The organism is Mycobacterium sp. Aquia_213 (assembly GCF_026625985.1).
Classification (GTDB): Bacteria; Actinomycetota; Actinomycetes; order Mycobacteriales; family Mycobacteriaceae; genus Mycobacterium.
On the sequence record NZ_CP113116.1, the window covers coordinates 111,067 to 136,123 of the forward strand.

General features: G+C 66.7%; 22 protein-coding genes. 16 read left to right on the top strand and 6 right to left on the bottom strand.

The window, feature by feature from the left end; translation table 11 throughout:
* The first annotated feature begins 43 nt into the window (after positions 1 to 43).
* Entirely contained in the window at positions 44 to 1,600 is a 1,557-nt protein-coding gene (locus tag LMQ14_RS00505; RefSeq protein WP_267732936.1) for a phytoene desaturase family protein, read from the top strand.
* Here LMQ14_RS00505 and LMQ14_RS00510 read toward each other — a convergent pair.
* Genes LMQ14_RS00510 through LMQ14_RS00520 form a run of 3 tightly spaced genes read right to left on the bottom strand, consistent with a single transcriptional unit; the run spans position 1,597 to position 4,269 of the window.
* Positions 1,597 to 1,929, bottom strand: coding sequence for a hypothetical protein (locus tag LMQ14_RS00510; RefSeq protein WP_267732937.1), 333 nt, complete (start codon positions 1,927 to 1,929; stop codon positions 1,597 to 1,599). The two genes, LMQ14_RS00505 and LMQ14_RS00510, sit on opposite strands and share 4 nt — an antisense overlap.
* Complete coding sequence (locus tag LMQ14_RS00515; RefSeq protein ID WP_267732938.1) at positions 1,926 to 3,476, bottom strand: Rieske 2Fe-2S domain-containing protein; 1,551 nt, start codon at positions 3,474 to 3,476, stop codon at positions 1,926 to 1,928. Before LMQ14_RS00515 ends, LMQ14_RS00510 begins: the two co-directional genes overlap by 4 nt.
* Before the next feature lie 37 nt (positions 3,477 to 3,513).
* Complete coding sequence (locus tag LMQ14_RS00520) at positions 3,514 to 4,269, bottom strand: phosphotransferase (protein ID WP_267732939.1); 756 nt, start codon at positions 4,267 to 4,269, stop codon at positions 3,514 to 3,516.
* Positions 4,270 to 4,329: 60 nt separating this feature from the next.
* Here LMQ14_RS00520 and LMQ14_RS00525 point away from each other — a divergent pair, with 60 nt between their 5' ends.
* The 7 genes from LMQ14_RS00525 (at position 4,330) to LMQ14_RS00555 (ending at position 9,976) form a co-directional block, all read left to right on the top strand.
* Positions 4,330 to 5,097 carry a lysophospholipid acyltransferase family protein gene (locus LMQ14_RS00525; protein WP_267732940.1) on the top strand — a complete coding sequence of 256 codons (768 nt, stop codon included), beginning with the start codon at positions 4,330 to 4,332 and terminating at the stop codon, positions 5,095 to 5,097.
* Positions 5,098 to 5,103: 6 nt separating this feature from the next.
* Entirely contained in the window at positions 5,104 to 5,853 is a 750-nt protein-coding gene (locus LMQ14_RS00530) for a lysophospholipid acyltransferase family protein (RefSeq protein ID WP_267732941.1), read from the top strand.
* Positions 5,854 to 5,874: 21 nt separating this feature from the next.
* Complete coding sequence (locus tag LMQ14_RS00535; protein WP_267732942.1) at positions 5,875 to 6,660, top strand: lysophospholipid acyltransferase family protein; 786 nt, start codon at positions 5,875 to 5,877, stop codon at positions 6,658 to 6,660.
* Between the two features lie 45 nt (positions 6,661 to 6,705).
* Positions 6,706 to 7,533: an HAD family hydrolase gene (locus LMQ14_RS00540; RefSeq protein WP_267732943.1), complete on the top strand. Its 828-nt coding sequence runs from the start codon at positions 6,706 to 6,708 to the stop codon at positions 7,531 to 7,533.
* Between the two features lie 157 nt (positions 7,534 to 7,690).
* A complete protein-coding gene (locus LMQ14_RS00545; RefSeq protein WP_267732944.1) occupies positions 7,691 to 8,311 on the top strand; it encodes a hypothetical protein in 621 nt (206 codons plus the stop codon).
* On the top strand, positions 8,308 to 9,474 hold the full coding sequence (locus LMQ14_RS00550) for a glutathionylspermidine synthase family protein (RefSeq protein WP_267732945.1): 1,167 nt from the start codon (positions 8,308 to 8,310) through the stop codon (positions 9,472 to 9,474). The genes LMQ14_RS00545 and LMQ14_RS00550 overlap by 4 nt, the downstream gene beginning before the upstream one ends.
* A 31-nt stretch (positions 9,475 to 9,505) precedes the next feature.
* On the top strand, positions 9,506 to 9,976 hold the full coding sequence (locus tag LMQ14_RS00555; protein ID WP_267732946.1) for a DUF350 domain-containing protein: 471 nt from the start codon (positions 9,506 to 9,508) through the stop codon (positions 9,974 to 9,976).
* A gap of 13 nt (positions 9,977 to 9,989) precedes the next feature.
* Here LMQ14_RS00555 and LMQ14_RS00560 read toward each other — a convergent pair whose 3' ends face one another.
* From LMQ14_RS00560 to LMQ14_RS00570, 3 genes are all read right to left on the bottom strand, one after another.
* On the bottom strand, positions 9,990 to 11,915 hold the full coding sequence (locus tag LMQ14_RS00560; RefSeq protein WP_267732947.1) for an alanine racemase: 1,926 nt from the start codon (positions 11,913 to 11,915) through the stop codon (positions 9,990 to 9,992).
* 47 nt (positions 11,916 to 11,962) lie between these two features.
* Positions 11,963 to 13,621 carry an LGFP repeat-containing protein gene (locus LMQ14_RS00565; RefSeq protein WP_267732948.1) on the bottom strand — a complete coding sequence of 553 codons (1,659 nt, stop codon included), beginning with the start codon at positions 13,619 to 13,621 and terminating at the stop codon, positions 11,963 to 11,965.
* A gap of 132 nt (positions 13,622 to 13,753) precedes the next feature.
* Positions 13,754 to 14,740: a PirG gene (locus tag LMQ14_RS00570; protein ID WP_267732949.1), complete on the bottom strand. Its 987-nt coding sequence runs from the start codon at positions 14,738 to 14,740 to the stop codon at positions 13,754 to 13,756.
* A 252-nt stretch (positions 14,741 to 14,992) separates the two neighbouring features.
* On the opposite strand from LMQ14_RS00570, the gene glf reads away from it, so the two are divergent.
* The 8 genes from glf to LMQ14_RS00610 all read left to right on the top strand — a co-directional run bounded on the left by glf (position 14,993) and on the right by LMQ14_RS00610 (position 25,054).
* On the top strand, positions 14,993 to 16,189 hold the full coding sequence (glf, locus tag LMQ14_RS00575; protein ID WP_267732950.1) for a UDP-galactopyranose mutase: 1,197 nt from the start codon (positions 14,993 to 14,995) through the stop codon (positions 16,187 to 16,189).
* Entirely contained in the window at positions 16,189 to 18,078 is a 1,890-nt protein-coding gene (locus tag LMQ14_RS00580; protein ID WP_267732951.1) for a glycosyltransferase, read from the top strand. The genes glf and LMQ14_RS00580 overlap by 1 nt, the downstream gene beginning before the upstream one ends.
* Positions 18,071 to 18,592 (top strand): phosphatase PAP2 family protein, encoded by a 522-nt coding sequence (locus tag LMQ14_RS00585; RefSeq protein WP_267732952.1) that lies wholly within the window; start codon positions 18,071 to 18,073, stop codon positions 18,590 to 18,592. The genes LMQ14_RS00580 and LMQ14_RS00585 overlap by 8 nt, the downstream gene beginning before the upstream one ends.
* An 11-nt stretch (positions 18,593 to 18,603) precedes the next feature.
* Positions 18,604 to 19,515, top strand: a complete 912-nt coding sequence (locus LMQ14_RS00590; protein WP_267732953.1) for a decaprenyl-phosphate phosphoribosyltransferase — start codon at positions 18,604 to 18,606, stop codon at positions 19,513 to 19,515.
* Positions 19,502 to 21,496: a terminal beta-(1->2)-arabinofuranosyltransferase gene (aftB, locus tag LMQ14_RS00595; RefSeq protein WP_324291093.1), complete on the top strand. Its 1,995-nt coding sequence runs from the start codon at positions 19,502 to 19,504 to the stop codon at positions 21,494 to 21,496. The genes LMQ14_RS00590 and aftB overlap by 14 nt, the downstream gene beginning before the upstream one ends.
* A 324-nt stretch (positions 21,497 to 21,820) precedes the next feature.
* A complete protein-coding gene (gene ag85B, locus LMQ14_RS00600; RefSeq protein ID WP_267732955.1) occupies positions 21,821 to 22,855 on the top strand; it encodes a diacylglycerol acyltransferase/mycolyltransferase Ag85B in 1,035 nt (344 codons plus the stop codon).
* 161 nt (positions 22,856 to 23,016) lie between these two features.
* Entirely contained in the window at positions 23,017 to 23,913 is an 897-nt protein-coding gene (locus LMQ14_RS00605) for an esterase family protein (RefSeq protein WP_267735719.1), read from the top strand.
* 130 nt (positions 23,914 to 24,043) lie between these two features.
* Entirely contained in the window at positions 24,044 to 25,054 is a 1,011-nt protein-coding gene (locus LMQ14_RS00610; protein ID WP_267732956.1) for a cutinase family protein, read from the top strand.
* Positions 25,055 to 25,057 lie beyond the last annotated feature (3 nt).

The following is a 25,057-nucleotide window of genomic DNA, read 5'->3' on the forward strand; positions in this document are numbered from 1 at the left end:
AAACTTTGCGACCGTGCGAGCCTCCTTTGCGGAGGGCAGGGACATGACTGGTTATGACGCGATCGTTATCGGTGCAGGGCATAACGGGCTGACCGCGGCCGTGCTGCTGCAGAAGGCGGGACTGCACACGCTGTGCCTGGACCCCAAGCTCTATGCGGGCGGCATGGCGTCCACCGTCGAGCTGTTCGACGGGTACCAGTTCGAGATCGCCGGGTCGGTGCTCTTCCCGACCTCACTCGAAGTGGTCAGCGAGTTGGGCCTGGACACCATGCCGACGATCGACTTGGACGTGATGTCGGTGGCGGTGCGCGGTGTCGGCGACGATCCGCTGATTCAGTACAGCGACCCGATCAAGCTGTTCACCCACCTCAATGAGGTACATGGGGCGGAGGCCGTCAACGGAATGGCGGGGCTGATGGGCTGGGCCCAGGCGCCGACCCGTGCCTTGGGCCGCTTCGAAGCCGGCCTGCCGCCCAAGAGCATCGACGAGATGTACGCCTGTGCCACAAACGAATTCGAGCGCTCGGCGATCGACGATATGTTGTTCGGATCGGTCACCGACGTGTTGGACCGCTACCTGCCCGACCGCGAGAAATTCGGCGCGATCCGCGGCTCGATGACCGTGCTGGCCGTCAACACGCTCTACCGCGGCCCGTCCACGCCGGGTAGCGCGGCGGCGCTGGCCTTCGGACTCGGTGTTCCCGACGGGAACACCATGCAGATGAAGAAGCTGCGCGGTGGCATCGGCGCGCTCACGGCGCATTTGCGCGAGGTGCTGGAGAGCAACGGCGGTGAAGTTCGGTTGCGTACCAAGGTGACCGAGATTCTGGTCTCCGACGGACAGGTGACCGGGGTGCGCACCGAGGCGGGCGAAACGTTCAACGCCCCGATCGTCGTTTCCGGCATCGCGCCGGACGTCACCCTCAACGAGATGATCGATCCCGCAGCGCTTCCCGCCGATATCCGGGAACGCTATGCGCGCATCGACCACCGCGGCAGTTATCTACAGATGCACTTCGCGCTGGACGAGGCCCCCGAATTCGCGGCGCCCTACGAGGCGCTCAATGAGCCGGCCATGCAGGCCTCGATCGGCCTGTTCTGCACGCCCGAGGAAGTCCAGCAGCAGTGGGAGGACGCCCGGCGCGGCATCGTTCCGGCCGATCCGACGGTCGTGTTGCAGATCCCGTCGCAGAACGACCCGGACCTGGCGCCCGAGGGTAAGCATGCCGCGTCGGCGTTCGCGCTGTTTTTCCCGATCGAGGGCGACGTGGATTACGGGCAGGCGAAGGTCGAGATGGGTCAGCGGGTGATCGACAAGATCACCCGGCTTGCACCGAATTTCGAGCGCAGCATCATCCGGCACACCACCTTCACGCCCCGGCACATGGGTGTGATGTTCGGCGCCCCCGGCGGGGACTACTGCCATGGCCTGTTGAATGCGAACCAGATCGGCCCCAACCGGCCCGGGCCGAAAGGCTTTCTCGGTCAACCGATCCCGATCAAGGGGTTGTACCTGGGCAGTGCGGGTTGTCACGGCGGACCGGGTATCACGTTCACCCCGGGCTACAACGCCGCGCGTGCGGCCTTGGACGACCGCTAGCCGATCCGGGCCAACAGCTCGTCGAACAGGGCGATGAATTCGTCCGGGCGCGCCGGGGTGAACGCGGGGCTCGGCCGGGTTCCCGGAACGTCCAGAGTGACCAACGTCGACCGCAAGGGCCGCTGCACGTCCAGCGGCAGCCAATGGCGCGGGTCCGTCCCGCCCCAGAAGGTGAACCGGGCCGTGAACCAGCCCAGCGGCTGAGCCTTGTAGCCGCGGATCGCGTTCAACGCGATGATCTTCGACGTGCCCGAGGGAAAGTGATACCGCTGCAACGTGATCGCTGCCCGATCCAGCTGCACCAGGCCATCGTCGTAGGTGTCGCTCATGCCCGGCGGCTCCGCAGCTCATGACCGCGGGTGGTCAGGCAGCGACCGTTTTCCAGGTTCCACTGCCAGCCGTGCAGGTTGCAGGTCAGCGTGTCGCCCTCGACCACACCGAACTTCGACAGGTCGGCCTTGAGATGGGGGCAGCGGCGCTGAATCTCCCAGCCGTTCAGGGTGATCGACGCGGAGTCGTCGTGGGTCTCGGCGAACCAGCCGTCGGCGTAGGCGATCCGTTCGTCGGTCAGGCATTTGAAGAATGTGTACAGGTATTCGTTGTAGCCGCCGACCCGCCATGCCTGAAAACGGGTGGACAAGAAGATGGTGTTGACCCAGTCCGGTTCCTGATCGCGCAACACGGTACGAACTAACTCTGGGGCGATCGCGAAGCCGTAGCGGAACTTCTCATCGGGAATACGTTCGCGCACAATCCGTTTCGGAAAGTCAAGAATCACGGTCTCGGGACCGATCACCAGCTCAACCGGGTAGCCGATGCCGTCGCATATCTCGTTGCTTTGCAGCATGATCGGCTCGAACAGCACGCGCAGCGGTTCCAGCAGCGGTTCGCCGGCCGCGGGCGCCCAGCTGGCCCGCTCGGCGGCCAGTACCGGGGCCATCCGGTCGGCATAGTCGGCGATGTAGGCCGCCTTGCCCGTGGTGAAGATGGCCTCCACGTCGTCGTCGGGCAGCGGATGTCGCAGCGAATTCAAGGACTTGCCAGTGAAATCGGCGACCGAGCCGGGAATCATCAGCAGGCCGCGGTCGTGCCCGTGGCGGCGCATCTGGTCGAGGAAGACCAGCTGGTCGGGGAAGATGTTGGCCGGATCGCCGTGGTCGTCGTTGAGGTGGCGCAGTTCGGGGTCCAAAAAACACGGCGGTCCCGCGGACGGCACCACCCAGGTCGCGTCCACCTGGGCGATGTACTGGCGGGCGCGATCCATTTGGCGCTGCCGCTTCTGGGTGCCGAACGACTCCTTGGCCCGGGCCGGCATGTCGTAGACCATCGGGTACCAGATGGCTCCGGAGTACTGCAGCAGGTGGACATCGATGTGCCCGAACTCGGTTGCCAGCATGTCCAGATCGACCGGCCGGGCGTCGTTCATGTTGAAAACCGTTGTCGCGCCGTCGGAGACGACGAGGGCCGAATCGCCGATCGGGCCGTCGGCGGGTGCCCGCAGCGCGATGACCATGACATCGAGGTCGCCCCTGGGTCCGCTGACTTGGTGCTTGACCGAGTCGCTGGTCTCAAAGAACCGGTGAAACCCTGACTTCTGCAGTTCATTTCGAAGATCCGGGACGGGGAAGTCGGGCAGCAGTACCACCGCGTCCTTGTTGACGTGATCGCGCAGATGGTTCGCGTCGAAGTGGTCTTTGTGTAGGTGTGAGACATACAGGTAGTCGCAGTCGCCCAGCGCGTCCCAGTCCAGGGCGGTGTTGTCCGGGAACGGGAACCACGACGCGAAGTAGGCCGGATTCACCCAGGGATCGCACAGAATGCTGCCCGCTTGGGTGTGGATCAGAAATCCGGCGTGGCCGACGCTCGTGACCTGCACAAATTCCTTTCGAATGGTTCGTGAAATCGTTTCGAGCTTAGCGTGAGGCGCCGTCGGAGGTGGTATCGAAGGCCTGCCACAGCCGGCGGTAGTAGGCGATGCGCGCCGGGTCCGGTTCGACGCCGTAGGCGGCGAAGAACTCGGTCTCCCAATTCCGGCCGGGATAGTTCCAGCCCAGCGAGAGCGTCGCCACCGCCAGATCGGCCCATCGGTCGGCGACCCCGAGTTCGCCGAGGTCGACGTGTCCGCAACAGTGGCCGTCGTCATCGATCAGCGTGTTGGGTGCGCATGCGTCGCCGTGACAGACCACCAGCCGATCGACCGGCGGCGGCTCGCCGACCCGTAGCCGGGCGGCCGGGGACAGCGCGGCCAGCCGGCTCGTCGCCGACCACTCGAAAGGGCATGCGGCCGTCGGCAATCCGTCGTGCAGGCCGCGCAGCCCCGCACCGATCGCGCGCACCGCCGTCTCGGGGGCCGCCAGCCACCGGGGGTGCACCGCGGACAGGCCCGGCAGCCCGCGGGTGTGCAGCCAGGCATGGCCGGAGTCGACCCCGAATCCCAGCACCCGCGGCACCGCCACGTGCCGTGCCGCCCAGCGCAGCCGCCGCACTTCGCCGCCGAAGTCGGTGCCGGCCGCGTTAGCTATCTTGACGAACTCCCGGCCCCAGGCGCCCGAGCCCAGCCGGAAAGTCACCCCGTCGTCCTCGTTGACCCAGACCGCGCGTACGGGCCGGCCGGCGGCCAAGCGGCCAACGATCGCGGGCACCGGGGGCTGTGACGGCGGGAAAGTCACGGGTCACCTCTTTTCACCACTTCAGGCGGCTCACGGCCGGGACCACTAGGCTCAGAAGCTGTGGAACCGGTATACGGCACTGCGATCCTGCTTGCGCGCACGATCTGGCGCATGCAGGGCCTGAAAATCACCGTCTCCGGTGTCGAGCATCTGCCGGCCAGCGGCGGCGCTGTCATCGCGATCAATCACACCGGCTACCTCGACTTCACGTTCGCCGGTCTGCCCGCCTACAAGCAGGGCCTGGGTCGCAAGGTGCGGTTCATGGCCAAGCAAGAGGTGTTCGACGACAAGATCACCGGTCCGATTATGCGCAGCCTGCGCCACATCCCGGTGGATCGGCAAGACGGTGCCGCATCGTATGAAGCGGCCGTCCGGAATCTCAAGGACGGCGAGCTGGTCGGCGTCTACCCCGAAGCGACCATCAGCCGCAGTTTCGAGATCAAGGAATGCAAGAGCGGTGCGGCGCGGATGGCCGTGGAGGCCGGGGTGCCCATCGTTCCGCACATCGTCTGGGGTGCGCAGCGGATCTGGACCAAGGGGCACCCGAAAAAGCTCGCGCGCCCGAAGGTGCCGATCATGGTGCTGGTCGGCGAGCCGATCGAACCGACCCTGGGCGTGCAGGAATTGCGCGGACTGCTGCACTCGCGAATGCAGCATTTGCTGGAACGGGCGCAGGAACAGTACGGACCGCACCCCGCCGGCGAGTTCTGGGTGCCGCACAGGTTGGGTGGCGGCGCCCCATCCCTGGCTGACGCCGCCCGCCTCGACGCCGAGGAGGCAGCCGCGCGGGCAGCACGGCGGGCTCAGGCCGCGGGGGCGCCGGAGTAGCTGCCGATGCCGGAGCCGACCTATCGCACGTTGGAGATCTTGTCCCAGTTGGGAGTCTTCGCCACGGGCACCAGGATCAGCTACGGCGGGGTCGAGAACATCCCCGACTGCGGGGGTGCGGTGGTCGCCATCAATCACACCAGCTACGTCGACTGGCTGCCGGCCGGGCTGGCCATGCGCCGGCGCGGCCGCCGGCTGCGGTTCATGATCAAGGCCGAGATGCAGCAGGTGAAGGTGGTCAACTTCCTGATCACGCGCACGCAGACCATCCCGGTGGACCGAAACGCCGGGGCGGGTGCCTATGCGGTGGCCGTGCGGCGGCTTCGCGAGGGGGAGCTGGTCGGCGTGTATCCGGAGGCCACCATCAGTCGCAGCTTCGAGCTCAAGGAGTTCAAGACGGGCGCTGCCCGGATGGCCCGCGAAGCCGACGTCCCGATCGTCCCCGTCATCGTTTGGGGTGCGCAGCGGATCTGGACGAAGGACCATCCCCGACGCATCGGCCGCCACAACGTGCCGATCACCGTGCAGGTCGGCCCGCCGTTGCACGCCGACGACGACATCGCGCAGACCGACGACGCGTTGCGCGACGCGATGACCAAGCTGCTTCACGAGGCGCAGCAGCAGTATCCCCATCCGGTCGGCGAGTACTGGGTGCCGAACCGGCTCGGCGGAGGGGCGCCGACGATGGCCGAAGCGGCCCGGATCGAGGCTGACGAGGCCGCGGCGCGAGCAGCCAATCGCACTCCGCGCCAGTAGCCTTAGAGCGAAGGAGAAGACATGGCAGAGGGGTTCTACCGGTTCGGGGAATTGATCGTTCCCTCGCTGGTCGCGATGAACGGCACCAAGTTCACGTTCCACGGGCTCGAGAACATTCCGCAGCGGGGCGGTGCGCTGATGGCGCAGAACCACACCAGCTACCTGGACTGGCTCCCGTCGCTGTTCGCCGCGCGGGAACGGGGCCGGCGCATGTACTTCATGATCAAGGCCGAGATGGCCGACGTGAAGGCCGTCGACTACGTGATCAAGCACGCCAGGCTCATTCCGGTGGACCGCCGCAATGGGCACGACGCTTTCGCGTTGGCGGTGCAGCGACTGCGCGCGGGCGAACTCATCGGAATGCATCCCGAGGCCACCATCAGCCGCAGTTTCGAACTCAGGGAATTCAAGTCCGGGGCCGCGCGGATGGCTTTGGATGCGCAGGTGCCGATCGTCCCGCTGGTTGTCTGGGGCGCGCACCGGATTTGGCCCAAGGATCATCCAAAGAAGGTGTTCCGCAACAAGATTCCGATCACGGTGTCGGCCGGACGGCCGATTCCCCCGCACGGCACCGTCGAGCAGCTCAACGCGACGCTGCGTGCGGCGATGAACGGGTTGCTCTACCGGGTGCAGGAGGAGTATCCGCATCCGGAGGGGGAGTTCTGGGTGCCGCAGCGCCTCGGCGGCAGCGCGCCGAACCGCGATGACTCCCAGCAGATCCGGCTGGTCGAACTGCAGCAGCGGGCCCAGAAGTACGGGACCGACGGGGTGACCCGCCCGGGTGACGCGCAAAGCGGACGGCATTGACGAGGGCGACCGGCTGGACGGGCGGATCGCCTGAGTGACGGCTCAATGACGGCGCCGACTTCGCGGCCGGCGCTCATCGCGTGCGATGTCGACGGCACGTTGTTCGACGACAACGAAACCATCACGCCACGTACTCGTGACGCGGTGTGCGCCGCCGTCGCCGCGGGCGCCAAATTCATTGTGGCAACCGGCCGCCCGCCGCGGTGGATACGTCCGATCGTGGAGGAGTTGGGGTTCGCGCCGATGGCCGTCTGCGCCAATGGCGCCGTCATCTACGACCCCGCCACCGACCGGGTGGTCTCGTCGCGCACGCTGCCCGTCGACACCCTGGCCGAATTGGCCGAGCTCGCGGCCCGCGTGATTCCGGGTGCCGGCCTGGCGGTGGAGCGGATCGGTCAAAGCGCCCACGACACCGCGACTCCGCAGTTCGTCAGCTCGCCGGGCTACGAGCACGCGTGGCTGAACCCGGACAACACCGAGGTGTCGATCGAAGACCTACTCAGTGCGCCGGCGATCAAACTGTTGATCCGCCAGGCCGGTGCCCGCAGCGCGGACATGGCCGCCGCGCTTGCCAAGCACGTCGGCATCGAGGGCGACATCACCTACTCCACCAACAACGGCCTGGTGGAGATCGTGCCGTTGGGAGTCAGCAAGGCCACCGGGATCGCGGAGATCGCCAAGCCGCTGGAGATCGTCAGCGGCGAAGTGGTGGCGTTCGGGGACATGCCCAATGACCTGCCGATGCTGCGGTGGGCCGGACACGGGGTGGCCATGGGCAATGCGCATCCCGAGGTGCTCGCCGTCGCCGACGAGGTCACCGCGCGCAACAGCGACGACGGGGTGGGACGCGTGCTGGAACGATGGTGGGGCTAGCCGGCCGCGCCGGTGCGTGATCTCTGCCGAAGCCGTAGCAAATGTGGCAGACTGCCCGCGTGCCCGCCTTTCGGCCCGTTGCCCCTCGTCAGGTGTTCGCTTGTGCGAAGGGTGAGGCCGCCGCCGCCGGCGAATTGTCCGGGTCGAAGGACCGGTAGTGGGGTCCGAAGTTGAGCCGCCGAAGGGCGGCGAGCCCGCGGACGACAAGGCGGAGCCGGATAAGCAAACCGGTGGTGATGCCGAGCAATCCGAGAACGAGTACGCGTCCGGCGGCAGTATCGAATTCCAGGATGCGGCGACCACGAAGCCGCGCCCGCCCACGCCCGCCGAACAGCGGGCCCGGGCGAAGTACGAAAAAAAGCAGAAGGAGCTCGAAGAGGCGCGCGTCGCGGCGGAGGAGAAGCGCCGCCGCCAGCGCCGGGTGCTGATGGGCTCCGCGGCCGCCGTCGGTGTGGTGGGCCTGGTGGCCGGCCTCGGATATTGGATGTTGTCGACGCCGAACGTCACCGCCCAATGCGTCCAGGAAGACCCCAACGGTCAGCCGGTCATCGTGCCGGACAACTACTGCACCGGTCACACCGAAGGCCTCAACGGCTTCTTCTTCTACGGCGGGCACCAGTATCACTACTACTACGGCAGCTCGGGGTCGGTGGGTTCCCGGCCGATCGGCGGGTCGACCACCGCGCCCAAGGGCGCCAATATCACCACCAAGTCGGGGTCCAGCATTTCGCGCGGCGGTCTGGGCGGCTCGTCGCCCGGGAAGAGCAGCGGCTCGTGAAGCGCGCCAAGCGCAAGCCGCGGCCGAACTGGCCGTCGATCGTGGAATCGCAAGGCCTGGTGTACGGGACGCCCGCGCGTGACGCCAGGGGCCGCGACCGGCCGTACTGGGACGAATCTGTCTACTACGAGTTCGAGATGGACGAGATCCTGGCGCTGGAAGCCGATGTCGAGCTGCTGCATTCGATGTGCCTGAACGCCGTCGAGCAGGTCGTCCTGATGGAACGCTACGCGGAATTCGGTCTGCCGGAATGGAGTTGGCAGCCCATCGCAGAATCGTGGCGGCGCAACGACCCACATGTGTATGGCCGCTTCGACTTACGCTACGACGGGCGACGGCCCGCGGTGCTGCTCGAGTACAACGCCGATACTCCGACGACGCTACTGGAAGCCGCGATCCTGCAATGGTATTGGCTCAAGGACTGCTTTCCCGACGACGACCAGTGGAACTCATTGCATGAGCAGCTCGTCGACCGCTGGAAGCAGCTGCGGGACCTGCTGCCCAGCGACGAGCTGCACCTGAGCTGGTCGGGTGTGGAAGCCACCGGCGAAGACCAGATCACGACGACGTATATGCAGGAAACCGCGGCGGAGGCCGGATTTCAGACCGTCGGCCTGACGATCGAGGACCTCGGCTGGGACTCCGCCCTGGAGCGTTTCGTCGATCTCGAAGAGTCGCAGATTCACGCGGTCTTCAAGCTCTACCCATGGGAATGGGTGCTCGACGACGAGTTCGGCAAGCACGTGGTCTCCAGCCTGCCGCAGACGGCGTGGATCGAACCGCTGTGGAAAACCTTGTTGTCCAACAAGGCAATTCTGGGCATCTTGTGGGAGATGTACCCGGGGCACCCGAACCTGTTGCCCGCCTACATCGACGATCCGCACGAGCTCACCGAGTACGTCCGCAAACCCAAGCTGGGGCGGGAAGGCTCGAACATCAGCGTCGTCGGCGCCGGCATGGAGACCGCCACCGGTGGCGTCTACGGCGAAGAGGGGTACGTCTATCAGCTGCTGGACCCGCTGCCGGAATTCGACGACATGCGTCCCGCCCTGGGTGCGTGGATCGTCGGCGATACCGCGGCCGGTCTCGGCATCCGCGAGACCGCGGGACTGATCACCGACGACGGCGCAGCCTTTGTCCCACACCGGATCCCCCAGAAGTGACTTCTGAGCAAGTGAACGGAGTTGATCATCGATGACACCTTCCATCGTGGCGCTGAATTCGGGCTATTGGGACGCCGGCTATTGGAATGTGCTCGCGCGTGGCGCGGGCGCGATCATCCTGTACGCGATCGTCGGGCTGGTGCTGATGTTGGTCGGGTTCTACGCCATCGACCTCACCACGCCGGGGCCGCTGCGCAAGATGGTCGACGTCGGAAAGCCGAACGCGATCATCGTGTCCGCCGCGGGCATGGTGAGCATGGCGCTCATTGTGGTGCTGGCGATCTATTCGTCGTCCGGAAAGCTGGCCGAAGGGCTGGTGGGGTCGGCGGTCTTCGGGTTGGTGGGCATCATCGCGCAGGTGGTGATGATGCGGATCGCGACCATGGTGATCGGCATCGACATGGACCGGTTGTTCAACGCCGACGAGTTCAAATACGAGGCGCTGATGGTGGCCGCGTCGCAGGTGGCGCTGGGCGTCGTGGTGGCGGTCGCGATTCTCTGACGCGACGGCCGAACTAGCGGGTGTCGTTGGTCCGCAGGCTTTTTGGCGGCACGGTGGATGCGGTCAGGGTGTCCGCGTCGATCGTCTGGGGGCGGTACGGCAGAGTCGGCAAGCGCGCCGACATCGTCGCGACGGGGTGGTCGCAGGTTTCGGTCAGCCCGGAAAGAAACGCCCATTCGTGTTCGTCGCTGCCGAAGTAGACGACGGTTGGGAAGGTGTCCCGAAATCGCTGCCATGACGCGTGCAGTGATTCGTTGCGCCACAGCGTAGGACAGCCGGCCTGGGCGACGACCACACGACCGATGTCTCGGCAGCGTTGCAGGAAGCCGGTCTCGTAGAGCCGATTGTGCTGAACGGGCTCGGTGCGCTCGTCGGGAAGATCGATCACCACGATGTCGTACGACGTGGTAGCGCGGTCCACGAATTCCCAGCCGTCGCAGTAGTGCATGGCAACCGGCCCGGATCCCGTTTCCGCCCTGCGGAGTTCGTCGTCGGTGTAGCCGTAGGGAAGGTACTGCGCGCACAGCCGGACGGCTTCGCGATCGATGTCGACGTGATCGACGTGCGTGGCGCCTGCCGATACCGCCTGCTGGCTGACCACGCCCTCGCCGGAGCCGATGACGAGTACCCGCTTGACCTCGCCGGCCAGTAGCAGCGCCGGCACCAGCAGCGCTTCGTGATAGACGAGCTGGCTGAATTCGGTGCTCTGCCGTTCGCCGTCGCTGAACAACGAGATGCCTTGGTGGGTGCGGCCGATCACCAGGTTCTGGAACTCGGTGTCGACATCGCAGATGACCTCGGAAAGTTCCCAGCTTCGGGTCAGCCCCGGCGCCAGCGGCTCGGCGATCTCCCATCGGTTGTCGGCAGGATCATCGAAATACGTTGGCAGCGCTGAGAATCCGTTGAAATTCACCGATGCGTAGCTCGCGGTGTAGGCGCCGGCATCGGCGATCTCGACCCGATCGCCTGGACTCAGGGTGACCGGAAGCGGATAGCTTTGGTAGAGCACGTCGTCGCCGTCGCACGTCGGTCCCGCGACGACCGCATCGCCGACGGGATCACCATCGCGGTCGGTCGCAAGCCGGTACCGGATGTACTCATTCTCCGTCTCGGCGAGACCGCCGTAGCGGCCGATGTCGAGGTACACCCAGCGCCGGGCATCGGTGCCGGTACGCACCGCCACCACCTCGCAGCTGATGATGCCGGCCGAACCCGCGATCACCCGCCCGGGTTCGATGGCCAGCTGCGGCGGGTTCGCGCCGAAATGGCGAGCCAGTGCCGACTGGATGGCCTCGGCGACGATGTCGAGGTCCGGTGCACCGACCGCATACGCCAGCGGGTACCCGCCACCGACATTGATCGTGCTGAGCTCGCCGACCTCAGCGAAAATTGATGCGGCGCAACGTATTCCCAGCTGCCACGCCGTCGGGTCGAGTTGTTGGGACCCGACGTGAAAGCACACGCCCTCGGTGTGCAGTCCCAGCCGCTGGGCGCGCCGCAACAGCCCGGCCGCGGCATCGGGCGCGCAGCCGAACTTGTGCCCGAACGGCGTCACCGACGATGGAAAGTCCGGTGCGATACGGCATTCCACCGCAGCGCCCGGGGCGTGCTCGGCGATGACGTTGATTCCTTGCCCGGTGTCGAACGCGAACCGCCGAACCCCGCGCGCATATGCCCGGGCGATGTCGGCGGGCTTCTTGACGGTATTCCCGAACGTCAGCAGGCCGCCGTCGATCCCGGCGGAGACGCAGGTGTCGATCTCGCCGACCGATGCGACGTCGAATGCGCAGCCCTCCGCCGCCAGCAGGCGCAGGATCGGTTCGGCGGGGTTCGCTTTGACCGCGTAGCGGATCTGCGCCTGGGGAAAAGCGGTGCGCAGTGCCCGGAAGTTCTTGCGCACCTGACCAAGATCGATGCTCAGATACGGCGTCTCGGGCACAGGTCGCAGACTAGTACGGCCGGCGGCGGTGTGCTCGGGGCCTACGGTCAGGCGTCCGGGTGCGTCGGCAGCGAGAAGTGTTCCGGCGGGACGCTGGGGGCGCTGGGCGTCTGCGACGACAGCGGTGTCGTGATCCCGTCGAGAACCTCGTTGACGTCGCCGGTGAGGCGGTTGTAGTTCAGCGTTCCGTGCTGGAAGTTCTGCGTGATCTGCAGCGGCTCTTGGATTTCGGCGCTGGTCGGCAAGCCGAGCGGACCGCGTTCGTAGCTCTGCGAGGCCCAGGCGTCATAGATCGCGCCGGTGACGGGCTGTGCTCCGGTCACGGGCGACCAGTACATGGCGCCCTTGGCAAAAGTGGAGTAGCGGGCGTCGCCGTCGGCGTTGTCTTCCGGCGAGGTGGGCGCGCCCAGCACGCTGTTCATGCCACCCAGCTCCTGCCAGTGCTGGTAGATCGCGCCGCCCTGCAGCGCCTTGATCAACTCCTCCGGAGGATCGTTGAAATGAGATGCGATATCCCGGATTTCGTCCATCAGCGCGTAGGCGGCGTTGCCCGGGCAGTCGGTGTTGCCGACGTCGCGGTGAGTGAAGATGGTCGGCAGCGTCGCGACGGCACCGGCCGGATACGTGGTGTAGTGGCTTCCGGCGGACTCCAGCGTCACCGTGCCCTTGGGGTCGACGCCGTCCAGGCCCAGCCGCCAGCCCAGCAGCCGCCCGACCGCACGAAGCTGAAGCGGGGTCGGCGGTACGTCGTCGAAGTTGCCGATCATCGCGACACCCCAGGTGTTGCGGTTGAATCCGCCGGTGTGGAAGCCCTCGACCGCCTTGGTGAGACCCCCGGCGCTGCCCTCGAACACCTGGCCGTACTTGTCGACCAGCGCGTTGTAGGCGATGTCGCACCAGCCCAGCGTCTTGCTGTGGTACGTGTAGATGGCCTTGACGATGCCCGCCGATTCGAGCGGTGAGTAGTCATTGCTGCCCGCGGTGTGATGGATGACGGCCGCCCGAATCCCGTTGTCGTACTGCGGACTACCGCATCGCAGTGCTTCGTCGGCTCCCCATTCCGCCCGGCTGATGATGGGCGGCGCCTGGCCGGGCATCAGGACTCCGGACGGCGGCGTCCACGTCGTCTTGGCCGGCGCCTGCGGTGGGGAGATGAGGATCGCGGAGATGTTCTGCCCGAACGGCTGTTCCCTGGAGGCGGGCCGGTAACCCAGATCGTCGGCCGGTGCCGCGGGCGGTGTTCCGAGGGTAGGCGCGGCATCGAGTGGGCGAGTCACCGCGATCTGCACGGTTGTCGTGGTGCCGACGAACACCGGATCGGTGCTACGGGGTCCCTCGGTCGGGCCGGCCGGCTGGGCTGATTCGCCGGCCGGCGGGCCGTTGTCCGGCGCCGCGGTCTCGTACTCGGTCTGATACCAGGGCCCCCACGAACCGTCGGGGCGTTTAGCCCGCACCCGGGTGGAGGTGCCGGCCAGGTCGCCGGTGAGCGCGACCAGAGAAAACGGCGTCTCCTGGGTGACTTCGCGAACCGTGACGCCGCCGGTAAGCCCGACCAGCGGCTGCTCGGTGAGCTGGGTGTCGTGCGCCGGCGGAGCGGCGGCGCGGGCGCCGTGGTCGCGGGTTAAGTCCGCGACCGCCGAGACGAGGACAACCGTGGCCGCGATGGCGGTGAAAAACATCGTTGGCGCGCGGCGACGAGACGACACCAGCTGATGTTACGTGTGTTTCTGATGTTATTAATGAGGCGACACGAGTTTCCACGTGCCCAAACTGTTCGACGGCACCGCAGAGGATTGGTGACTCTGCGGTGCCGTCGGGTAATCAGGACCCCCGAAGTTCTAGACGGGAGGCAGCGCCGGCGGGAGCGCTGCGGCCGCACCCGGCAGGGCACCAGCGGCACCCGGCAGGGCGCCGGCCGCGCCCGGCAGGGCACCCGCGGCACCCGGCAGCGCCGCGGCCGCATGCGGCAGGACACCAGCCGCACCCGGCAGGGCGCCGGCCGCACCAGGCAGGGCACCCGCGGCACCGGGCAGGGCGCCCGCGCCACCTTGAGCCTGCATGATGGCCGGCATCACGAGGCCCTTGAGCAGGTCGATGGCCTGACCAGCGCCGAGCTGGTTGGCGGCCTGCATCACGTCGTTGACGAGCCCGCCACTGCTGCCGGAGCCGCCGACCGGCGAACCGCCACCCAGCGTCGACGGGTCACCCAGGATCGGGTAGGTGCCGTCGACACCTGGGTCCAGCGGTGCGCTGATCGGCACTTCGCCCGGGGTACCCAGGCCGCCAGGAGTCAGTCCGGCCGGGCTGGTCAGCCCGGGGTTGGCCAGCGCCGGGTTCAGCCCCGCGCCTGGCATCGTCGGCATGCCGGGAGTGGTCGGCGTACCGGGCACGCCGGGCGTCAGTGCACCGGGCGCGGCGGCACCGGGCGTCAGACCCGGGCTAGTGAGACCCGGGGTCAGGCCGGGGCTGGTGAGACCCGGGGTCAGGCCCGGACTCGTCAGGCCCGTGGTGCCCAAGCCGGGAGTGCCCAGACCCGGGCTGGTCAGACCGGTGGTCCCGAGGCCCGTCGTGCCGGTACCGGTACCGCCCAGGGCGGGAATCGGCGGCAGGTTGACCCCGAACTGGGACAGACCCTGGGTCAGTGCACCCACGAGCTCGCCGGGCAGGTCGGTCATGACCGCTGCCTGCTTGAAATCGTGGTGCTCCACCGGCTTGCTGGTGGCGGTCGATTCGTAAACAAGGAAGTAAGCGCAAGGACTCGCCACTGCCAGGGCGGCGACCGCGCTCATGGCTGTCGAGAGCTTGCGACGGCGTCGGTTCGGCACGGAAGTCTCCTCAATTCATCGGTTGTGTCGGCGGATCCCGCCAGTCCGTACCCGGTGGGATCCACACAAAGTCGATGGTACGAGTGAGAAAGGTGTTACTAGAGTGGTGATATTGAATCGTGAGGTTTTTGCGACCCTGCGCGTTACGTGCGATTCGGGTCACTGCAAACCAGTCTTCACGTGCTCGAACTCCAACCCCACAGCCTCGTCAAATGGGGCGGCGGCCGTCGCGTCGGATACCCTAAGCAACCGATGACTGCACGCTTTGACCTCCTCGTCGTCGGCTCTGGATTCTTTGGCCTCACCATCGCCGAACGCGTGGCCAGCCAACTCGGCAAGCGGGTGCTTGTCCTCGACAGGCGCTCGCACATCGGCGGCAACGCGTATTCAGAAGCCGAGCCACAGACCGGGATTGAGGTCCACAAGTACGGCGCTCACCTGTTCCACACCTCGAACCAGAGGGTCTGGGACTACGTGCGCCAGTTCACCGATTTCACCAACTACCAGCACCGCGTGTTCGCCCTGTACAAGGGGCAGGCCTACCAGTTCCCGATGGGGCTGGGCCTGGTGTCGCAGTTCTTCGGCAGGTACTTCACCCCCGAGCAGGCCCGGCAGCTGATCGCCGAGCAGGCCGCCGAGATCGACACCGCCGATGCGCAGAACCTCGAGGAAAAGGCCATCTCGTTGATCGGCCGGCCGCTCTACGAGGCGTTCGTCAAGGGCTACACCGCCAAGCAGTGGCAGACCGACCCAAAGGAATTGCCCGCGGCCAATATCACCCGACTACCGGTGCGCTACACCTTCGACAACCGCTACTTCAACGACACCTACGAGGGCTTGCCCGTCGGCGGATACACCGCGTGGCTGGAGAAGATGGCCGACGACGACCGCATCGAGGTTCGGCTGGACACCGACTGGTTCGACGTCCGCGACCAACTGCGCGCCGAGAGCCCCGACGCCCCGGTCGTCTACACCGGACCGCTTGATCGCTACTTCGACTACGCCGAGGGCCGGCTTGGCTGGCGCACCCTGGATTTCGAGCTCGAGGTCTTACCCGTCGGCGACTTCCAGGGCACGCCGGTGATGAACTACAACGATCCCGACGTCCCCTACACCCGCATTCACGAGTTCCGGCACTTCCATGTCGAGCGCGACTACCCGACCGACAAGACGGTGATCATGCGGGAGTACTCCCGGTTCGCCGCGGACGACGACGAGCCCTACTATCCGATTAATACCGAGGCCGACCGCGCCCTGTTGGCCGCCTATCGAGCGAGGGCGAAGTCCGAGACCGCCGCTTCGAAGGTACTTTTCGGCGGGCGGCTGGGCACCTATCAGTATCTGGATATGCATATGGCGATTGCCAGCGCACTGAACATGTACGACAACACCCTCGCGCCACACCTGCGCGACGGCGTCGCCCTAGTCGAAGAGGAAGGCGCGCGCTGATGACCGCCGTGAGCTTGCTGTCCCGAATCATCCTGCCGCGTCCGGGCGAACCGCTCGACGTACGCAAGCTATACCTCGAGGAGTCGACCACCAACGCCCGGCGCGCGCACGCGACCAGCCGCACCTCGCTGGAGATCGGCAAAGAGTCCGAGGTCTCGTTCGCCACGTATTTCAACGCCTTCCCGGCCAGCTATTGGCGCCGCTGGTCGATCTGCGCCGCGGTGGTGCTGCGGGTCGAGCTGACCGGAACCGGACGCGTCGACCTGTACCGGACCAAGGCCACCGGGGTGCGGATCTCGGTGGAGGGCCGCCAATTCGTCGGCACCGACGATCAGCCGGCCGTCGTCGAGATCGAGGTGCCGCTCAAGTCGTTCGAGGACGGCGGCTGGATCTGGTTCGACATCACCACCGACACCGCGGTCAACTTGGTCAGCGGCGGCTGGTATGCGACCGAACCCGCTCCGGGCACGGCCAACATCGCCGTCGGTATCCCGACGTTCAACCGCCCCGCCGACTGCGTCAATGCGCTGGCCGATCTCACTGCAGACCCATTGGTGGACAAGGTAATTGGTGCGGTGATCGTCCCGGATCAGGGCACCCGTAAGGTGCGCGACCACCCGGACTTCGCGGCGGCGTCCGCGGGTCTGGGCAATCGGCTCTCCATCCACAACCAGCCCAACCTCGGCGGTTCCGGTGGTTACAGCCGGGTGATGTACGAGGCGCTGAAAAACACTGACTGCCAACAGATTCTGTTCATGGACGATGACATCCGCATCGAGCCGGACACGATCCTGCGGGTGCTGGCGATGAACCGCTTCGCCAAGACGCCGACGCTGATCGGCGGTCAGATGCTCAACCTGCAGGAGCCGTCGCACCTGCACATCATGGGCGAGGTGGTCAACCAGTCGAACTTCATGTGGACCGCCGCGCCGCACGCCGAGTACGACCACGACTTCGCCGAATTCCCGTTGGGCGACAAGAACGAGCGCAGCGCGCTGCTGCACCGTCGCATCGACGTCGACTTCAACGGTTGGTGGACGTGCATGATCCCGCGGCAGGTCGCCGAGGAGCTCGGCCAGCCGCTGCCGCTGTTCATCAAATGGGACGACGCCGAATACGGTCTGCGCGCCGGCGAGCACGGCTACCCGACGGTCACGCTGCCCGGCGCCGCGATCTGGCACATGGCGTGGAGCGACAAGGACGACGCGATCGACTGGCAGGCCTACTTCCACCTGCGCAACCGGCTGGTGGTCGCCGCGCTGCATTGGGATGGCGACATCACCGGCCTGGTCCGCAGCCACTGCAAGGCGACCCTGAAACACCTTGCGTGCCTTGAATATTCAACAGTTGCGATCCAGAACAGGGCCATCGACGACTTCCTCGCCGGCCCGGAGCACATCTTCTCGATTCTGGAATCGGGGCTACCGGAAGTGCATCGGCTGCGCAAGGAGTACCCGGACGCCGTCGTGCTGCCCGCGGCGAGCGAGCTGCCCCCGCCGTTGCACCAGAGCAAGGCGATGAAGCCACCGGTGAACCCGGTGTCCATCGGTTACCGGCTGGCGCGCGGGATATTGCACAACGCCACCAAGGCCGACCCGGAAAGCCATCAGCGCCCGGAGTTCAACGTGCCGACCCAGGATGCCCGCTGGTTCCGGCTGTGCACCGTCGACGGTGTCACGGTCACCACTGCCGACGGGTGCGGTGTGGTCTACCGGCAGCGCGATCGGCGCAAGATGTTCCGCCTGCTGTTCGAGTCGCTGCGCCGCCAGCGTCAGCTGTTGAGCCGGTTCGACGAGATGCGCCGGGTGTACCGGGGCGCGCTGCCGGTGCTGTCCAGCAAGCAGAAGTGGGAGACGGTGCTGCTCCCGGAAGCAAGCCAACATGGCTGAATCGGCGGTGCCACGCGGCGAAGTGGCCGCGATGGTGGCCGTTCAGTCGGCACTGGCTAACCGCCCCGGGGTGTTGGCCACCGCACGCGGAATGTCTCACTTCGGGGAGCACAGCGTCGGGTGGCTGATCGTCGAATTGCTGGGCGCCCTGTTGCGGGAGCGCCGCCGCCGGGAATGGCTGGTGGCCGCGGCCGGCACGTTCGCCGCGCATGCGGCCGCCGTGTTGATCAAGCGGGTGGTGCGACGCAAACGCCCACATGACCCCGCCGTCGCGGTCAATGTCGGCACACCCAGCCAGCTCAGCTTCCCGTCCGCGCACGCCACCTCCACGACGACCGCGGCCATCCTGATGGGCCGGGCCACCGGGCTGCCGCTGCCCGCCGTGCTGGTTCCGCCGATGGCCTTGTCGCGGATACTGCTGGGCGTGCACTATCCCAGCGACGTTGCTTTCGGCGTGGCGCTCGGCGCCGCGGTCGCGCGCCTTGCACTCTGGCTCGATAGAAAGTCGAGATAGGTGTGGCCGAAATGAGCGAAGACGTGGTGACCGGAAAACCTCCGGCGAACCTGATCACCGGCGTGATCAAGGCGATGCGCCCGCGCCAATGGGTGAAGAACGTGTTGGTGGTGGCCGCTCCGGTGGCCGCGGCCGGCCGCGGCGTCCGCTACGACTACGCCGAAGTGGCGACCAAGGTCGGCGTGGCGTTCGTGGTCTTCTGCCTGGCGGCCTCCGCGATCTACCTGATCAACGACGTCCGCGACGTCGAGGCGGACCGGGAGCACCCGACCAAGCGATTCCGGCCGATCGCGGCCGGCGTGGTGCCCGAATGGCTGGCCTACGCGCTGGCCGTGGTGCTGGGTGCGGCCTCCCTGGCGATTTCCTGGTGGCTCACGCCGAACCTCGCGGTGGTGATGGGCGTCTACCTCACGATGCAGCTGGCCTACTGCTTCGGCCTGAAACACCAAGCGGTGATGGACATCTGCATCGTGTCGTCGGCGTATCTGCTCCGGGCCATCGCCGGGGGCGCGGCCACCGACATTCCGCTGTCGCAATGGTTCTTGCTGACGGCGGCGTTCGCGTCGCTGTTCATGGTGGCCGGCAAGCGTTACGCGGAATTGCAGTTGGCCGAGCGCACCGGAGCGGCGATCCGCAAATCGCTGGAGAGTTACACCAGTACCTACCTGCGATTCGTCTGGACGATGTCGGCGACCGCGGTGGTGTTGTGCTACGGGATGTGGGCATTCGAGCGGGACCGCTATTCGGGTTCCTGGTTCGCGGTCTCGATGGTCCCGTTCACGATCGCGATCCTGCGCTATGCGGTCGACGTCGACGGCGGACTGGCCGGCGAGCCCGAAGACATTGCGCTGCGTGACCGGGTGTTGCAGCTGCTGTTCCTGGCGTGGATCGCAACAGTTGGTGCCGCCGTTGCCTTCGGCTAGCCCGGGTCTGGAGGCCATCAAGCGCGAGGTGATGCGCCGGCGGCCGAGGGTCGGGCGGGGTGGCCGGCGGCCGTTTCCGTACGACATCGTGGTTCGGGTCAGCCTGTGGGTGAGCGTGGCGGTGGTCGCCGTGCTGTTCGGTTGGGGAGCGTGGGAGCGGCGCTGGATCGCCGACGACGGACTGATCGTGCTGCGCACGGTGCGCAACCTGTTGGCCGGCAATGGGCCGGTTTTCAACCAGGGCGAGCGGGTCGAGGCGAACACCTCGACGGCGTGGACCTACCTGATGTACGTCGGCAGTTGGGTCGGTGGACCGGTGCGGATGGAGTACGTGGCGCTGGTGCTGGCGCTGGTTTTGTCCGTCTCGGGCGTGGCGCTGCTGATGCTGGGCGCCGGCCGGCTCTACGCCCCCAGCCTGCGGGGACGTCGGGCGATCATGCTGCCCGCCGGGGCGCTGGTCTACATCGCGCTGCCGCCGGCACGTGATTTCGCCACGTCGGGGCTCGAGAGCGGGCTGACGCTGGCCTATCTGGGGTTGCTGTGGTGGATGATGGTCCGCTGGTCACAGGCGCTGCGGAACCGGCCGGATAGCGACGTGTTCCTCGGGGTGCTGGCGTTTGTCGCGGGATTCAGTGTTCTGGTGCGGCCCGAGTTGGCGCTGATGGGCGGTCTGGCCCTGATCATGATGCTGATCGCGGCCCGGACCTGGCGCCGCCGGGTGCTGATCGTGGTGGCCGGCGGGTTCCTTCCGGTGGCCTACCAGATCTTCCGGATGGGCTATTACGGCCTGCTGGTGCCCGGGACGGCTCTGGCCAAGGACGCCGCCGGTGACAAGTGGTCCCAGGGCATGACCTACCTGTCGAACTTCATCTCGCCCTACGCGGTGTGGCTGCCGGTGCTGCTGCTGGTGCCGCTGGGGCTGCTGCTGATGGCGGCGCGGCGCCGGCCATCGTTCTTGCGCCCCATGCTCGCGCCCAATTACGGCCGGGTGGCGCGGGCGGTGCAAAGCCCGCCGGCGGCGGTCGCCTTCGTCCTGGTGAGCGGACTTCTGCAGGCCCTCTACTGGACCCGGCAGGGCGGCGATTTCATGCACGCGCGAGTGCTGCTGGCGCCCCTATTTTGTTTGCTGGCCCCGGTCGCCGTGATCCCGGTGCTGATCCCCGACGGGCAGGACTACTCGCGCGAAACGGGGTACTGGCTGGCCGGTGCCGCCAGCCTGCTGTGGCTCGGTGTCGCGGGCTGGTCGCTGTGGGCAGCAAACTCGCCGGGGATGGGTTACGACGCCACCCACGTCACCTACAGCGGCATCGTCGACGAGCGCCGCTTCTATGCCCAGGCGACCGGTCACGCGCACCCGCTGACCGCCGCCGATTACCTCGATTACCCGAGGATGGCGGCGGTGCTGGCGGCGCTGGACAACACCCCGGACGGGGCGTTGTTGCTGCCGTCCGGCAACTACATTCAGTGGGACATCGTGCCCCAACTGCAGCAGCCACCACCCGCTCCCGGCAGCCCTCCCGACAGCAAACCTCCGCAAAAGCCGCAACATGCAGTGTTTTTCACGAACTTGGGGATGCTGGGCATGAACGTCGGGCTCGATGTGCGGGTGATCGACCAAATCGGGCTGGCGAACCCGTTGGCTCAGCACACGCAGCGTCTGACGCACGGCCGGATCGGGCATGACAAGAACCTCTTCCCGGACTGGGTGATCGCCGACGGCCCCTGGGTGAAGATGTATCCGGGCATTCCGGGCTACCTGGACGCGAATTGGGTCGCCCAGGCGGTGGCGGCCCTGCAGTGTCCGGAGACCAAGGCGGTGCTGGCGTCGGTGCGCGCCCCGATGTCGCTGCACCGGTTCGTCTCAAACTTCTTGCACTCCTTCGCATTCACCGGGTACCGGATCGATCGGGTCCCGCTCTACGAGCTCGCCAGGTGCGGCCTACCGGTGCCGGAACCGATTCCGCCGCCGCTCCGCGAGTAAACATTGCGCGGATAAATCTCACAGATAGCGAACTCGTCACAATTTTTCGGGTCGCGCACTGACAGCAAATTCATATTTGCGCCTTCACCTGTGCGCGTGCACCGCCCGGCACATGCGGAAATGCCGTTTTCGGCCGTTGTTTCCGGCTTGAAAACCCCTCGAAATCCTCGTTGGAGGCGCGTTTGCGGAATCTGCTCGATGAGAGCGCGCGAGGGTTGGTGTGGTTCACTACAAGAGCACTGCTGCGCTTAGATCGCATGCAGTTCGACCCCAATCAACGACGCATCCCGATGACGGGCGCGCCGAGAGGATGAGGAAGCAAGAATGACGTTTGTTGACAGGTTTCGCGGCGCCGTGGCACGTATGCCACGCCGACTCGCAGTTGGAGCCGTGGGCGCGGCCCTGCTATCGGGTCTGATCGGCGTCGTGGGGGGCCCGGCGACCGCAGGGGCGTTCTCACGCCCGGGTCTGCCGGTGGAGTACCTGCAGGTTCCGTCCGCGGCCATGGGCCGCGACATCAAGATTCAGTTCCAGAGCGGTGGCGCCAACGCGCCCGCGCTGTACCTGCTTGACGGTATGCGCGCGCAGGACGACTTCAACGGCTGGGACATCAACACCCCCGCGTTCGAGTGGTACAACCAGTCGGGCATCGCGGTCGTGATGCCGGTCGGCGGTCAGTCCAGCTTCTACTCCGACTGGTACGCGCCCGCCTGCGGTAAGGCCGGCTGCACCACATACAAGTGGGAGACCTTCCTCACCAGTGAGCTGCCGCAATACCTGTCGGCCAACAAGCAGGTCAAGCCGACCGGCAGCGCGGCCGTCGGTCTGTCGATGGCCGGTTCGTCGGCGCTGATCCTCGCCGCCTACCACCCCGACCAGTTCCCATACGCCGGCTCGCTGTCGGCGCTGCTGGACCCGTCCCAGGGCATGGGGCCGACGCTGATCGGTCTGGCCATGGGCGACGCCGGTGGCTACAAGACGAAGGACATGTGGGGGCCGTCCAGCGACCCGGCGTGGCAGCGCAACGACCCGTCGCTGCAGGTCGCCAAGCTCGTCGCCAACAACACCCGGATCTGGGTGTACTGCGGTAACGGCAAGCCGTCCGACCTCGGTGGCGACAACCTGCCCGCCAAGTTCCTGGAAGGCTTCGTGCGGACCAGCAACCTGAAGTTCCAGGACGCGTACAACGCGGCCGGCGGCCACAACGCGGTGTGGAACTTCGACGCCAACGGCACCCACGACTGGCCCTACTGGGGCGCGCAGCTGCACGCCATGCTGCCCGACCTGCAGTCGTCGCTGGGCGCGACCCCGGGTGCCGGCCCGGCCACGGCCGCGGCTGCCCCGAGCCAGGGCACGTAACACCTTCAGAGCAATGCGATTAGCGGCGGGAACCCTTCGGGGTTTCCGCCGTTAGTCGTTTGCGGTGTGACTTGTTTCACTACCCTGCGGGTCGGCGGTACTTCGGCCGTGGTTACTGTGCAAACACAGCGACTACACGATGGAGGGTGGACATGGGTAGCGTGCGGGGTCTGTCAACGCTTCTGCGGGTGCTCTGCGTTGCCGCGCTGACACTCGGATTCGGCGGTGTGGCGGCAGGAATCACGGGTAAGGCTGCAGCGGCGAGTTACGAGACGCTGATGGTGCCGTCCGGCGCCATGGGCCGTGATATCCCGGTCGCCTTCCTGGGGGGTGGTCCGCACGCCGTCTATCTGCTGGACGCCTTCAACGCCGCCCCCGACGTCAGCAATTGGGTGACCGCGGGCAACGCGATGGGCACGCTGGGCGGCAAGGGGATCTCCGTGGTCGCACCCGCCGGTGGCGCCTGGAGCATGTACACCAACTGGGAGCAGGACGGCAGCAAGCAGTGGGACACCTTCCTGTCCAGCGAGCTACCCGACTGGCTGGCCGCCAATAAGGGCCTGGCACCCGGCGGCCACGCTGCCGTGGGCGCGTCTCAGGGCGGCTATGCCGCGATGGCGCTGGCCGCCTTCCATCCCGACCGCTTCGGCTTCGCCGGCTCGCTGTCGGGATTCCTCTACCCGTCGAACACCACCACGAACGGTTCGATCCTGGCCGGCCTGCAGCAGTTCGGCGGCGTGGACGGCAACGGCATGTGGGGAGCCCCGCAGCTGGGCCGGTGGAAGTGGCACGACCCCTACGTGCACTCCGCTCTGCTGGCGCAGAACAACACCCGGGTGTGGGTCTGGAGCCCGACGACCATGGCCGGAGATGCGGCCGCGATGATCGGGCAAGCCGGCGAGGCGATGGGCAACAGCCGCATGTTCTATCAGCAGTACCGCAGCAACGGCGGCCACAACGGGCACTTCGATTTCCCGGGCGGCGGCGACAACGGCTGGGGCTCGTGGTCGGGACAGCTGGGCGCCATGTCGGGCGACATCGTGGGAGCCATCCGCTAGTCACGCGGACCCGCTCGCAGGACGGACGGCGCCGCGCGCCGAGCCGGTACCGTGTATTGAGCAGCAGAGGGCGGGATGACCGCTTGCCTGGTGACAAGCTGCGACCTACCGACTCTGCTAGCGGGAGAACATGACCACGAACGCCCAGCGCAAGCGCCGCCGAATCCTGGCTTGGGTGGCCGCGCTGTCCATGGCCGGGGTCGTCTTGTTGGTCATCGTGGCCGTGGTGACGATGCTGCGCAGCGCCGAAGGTCCGCCCAGCGCGGTCCCGCCCGGCATCTTGCCGCCGTCCTCGACGACGACGCATCCGCACAAGCCCCGCCCGGCCTCGCAGGACGCTTCCTGTCCCGACGTGGAGTTGATGGTGATTCCCGGGACGTGGGAGTCGTCCCCGCAGGACGATCCGCTCAACCCGATGCAGTTCCCGAATGCGTTGCTGCACAACATGACCGGCGCGATCAGCCAGCAGTTTCCGCCTTCGCGGGTGCTGACCTACACCGTTCCCTACACCGCGCAGTTCAACAATCCGCTGGGCGGCATCAAGCAGATGTCCTACAACGACAGCCGGGCCGAAGGCACTCGCGCGGCGGTCCAGGCGCTGACCGACATGAATAACAAGTGCCCGCTCACCAGTTACGTGCTGGTGGGTTTCTCGCAGGGCGCGGTGATCGCCGGCGACATCGCCAGCGATGTCGGTAACGGTCGCGGGCCCGTCGACGACGACCTGGTGCTGGGCGTGACGTTGATCGCAGACGGCCGCCGCCAGCAGGGGGTGGGCAACGACGTCGGGCCCAACCCGCCGGGCGAGGGCGCCGAGGTCACCCTGCACGAGGTGCCGGTGCTGTCGGGGCTCGGTTTGACGATGACCGGCGCACGGCCCGGCGGCTTCGGCGACCTCAACAGCAAGACGAACGAGATCTGCGCGGCCGGCGATTTGATCTGCGCCGCCCCGAACGAGGCATTCAGCGTCGCGAACCTGCCGAATACACTCAACACGCTGGCCGGCGGTGCGGGCCAGCCGGTCCACGCCATGTACGCCACCCCCCAGTTCTGGAATCTGGATGGCGCCACGTCCACGGACTGGACATTGAACTGGGCGCGTAATCTCATCGAAAACGCGCCACACCCCAAGCACGGGTAACTG

Excerpts from the sequence above, each read along its gene's own strand:
- LMQ14_RS00505 (WP_267732936.1), top strand. The coding sequence starts at position 44 with ATGACTGGTTATGACGCGATCGTTATCGGTGCAGGGCATAACGGGCTG.
- LMQ14_RS00510 (WP_267732937.1), bottom strand. The coding sequence starts at position 1,929 with ATGAGCGACACCTACGACGATGGCCTGGTGCAGCTGGATCGGGCAGCG.
- LMQ14_RS00530 (WP_267732941.1), top strand. The coding sequence starts at position 5,104 with ATGCCGGAGCCGACCTATCGCACGTTGGAGATCTTGTCCCAGTTGGGA.
- LMQ14_RS00535 (WP_267732942.1), top strand. The coding sequence starts at position 5,875 with ATGGCAGAGGGGTTCTACCGGTTCGGGGAATTGATCGTTCCCTCGCTG.
- LMQ14_RS00540 (WP_267732943.1), top strand. The coding sequence starts at position 6,706 with ATGACGGCGCCGACTTCGCGGCCGGCGCTCATCGCGTGCGATGTCGAC.
- LMQ14_RS00555 (WP_267732946.1), top strand. The coding sequence starts at position 9,506 with ATGACACCTTCCATCGTGGCGCTGAATTCGGGCTATTGGGACGCCGGC.
- glf (WP_267732950.1), top strand. The coding sequence starts at position 14,993 with ATGACTGCACGCTTTGACCTCCTCGTCGTCGGCTCTGGATTCTTTGGC.
- LMQ14_RS00580 (WP_267732951.1), top strand. The coding sequence starts at position 16,189 with ATGACCGCCGTGAGCTTGCTGTCCCGAATCATCCTGCCGCGTCCGGGC.
- LMQ14_RS00585 (WP_267732952.1), top strand. The coding sequence starts at position 18,071 with ATGGCTGAATCGGCGGTGCCACGCGGCGAAGTGGCCGCGATGGTGGCC.
- LMQ14_RS00590 (WP_267732953.1), top strand. The coding sequence starts at position 18,604 with ATGAGCGAAGACGTGGTGACCGGAAAACCTCCGGCGAACCTGATCACC.
- ag85B (WP_267732955.1), top strand. The coding sequence starts at position 21,821 with ATGACGTTTGTTGACAGGTTTCGCGGCGCCGTGGCACGTATGCCACGC.
- LMQ14_RS00610 (WP_267732956.1), top strand. The coding sequence starts at position 24,044 with ATGACCACGAACGCCCAGCGCAAGCGCCGCCGAATCCTGGCTTGGGTG.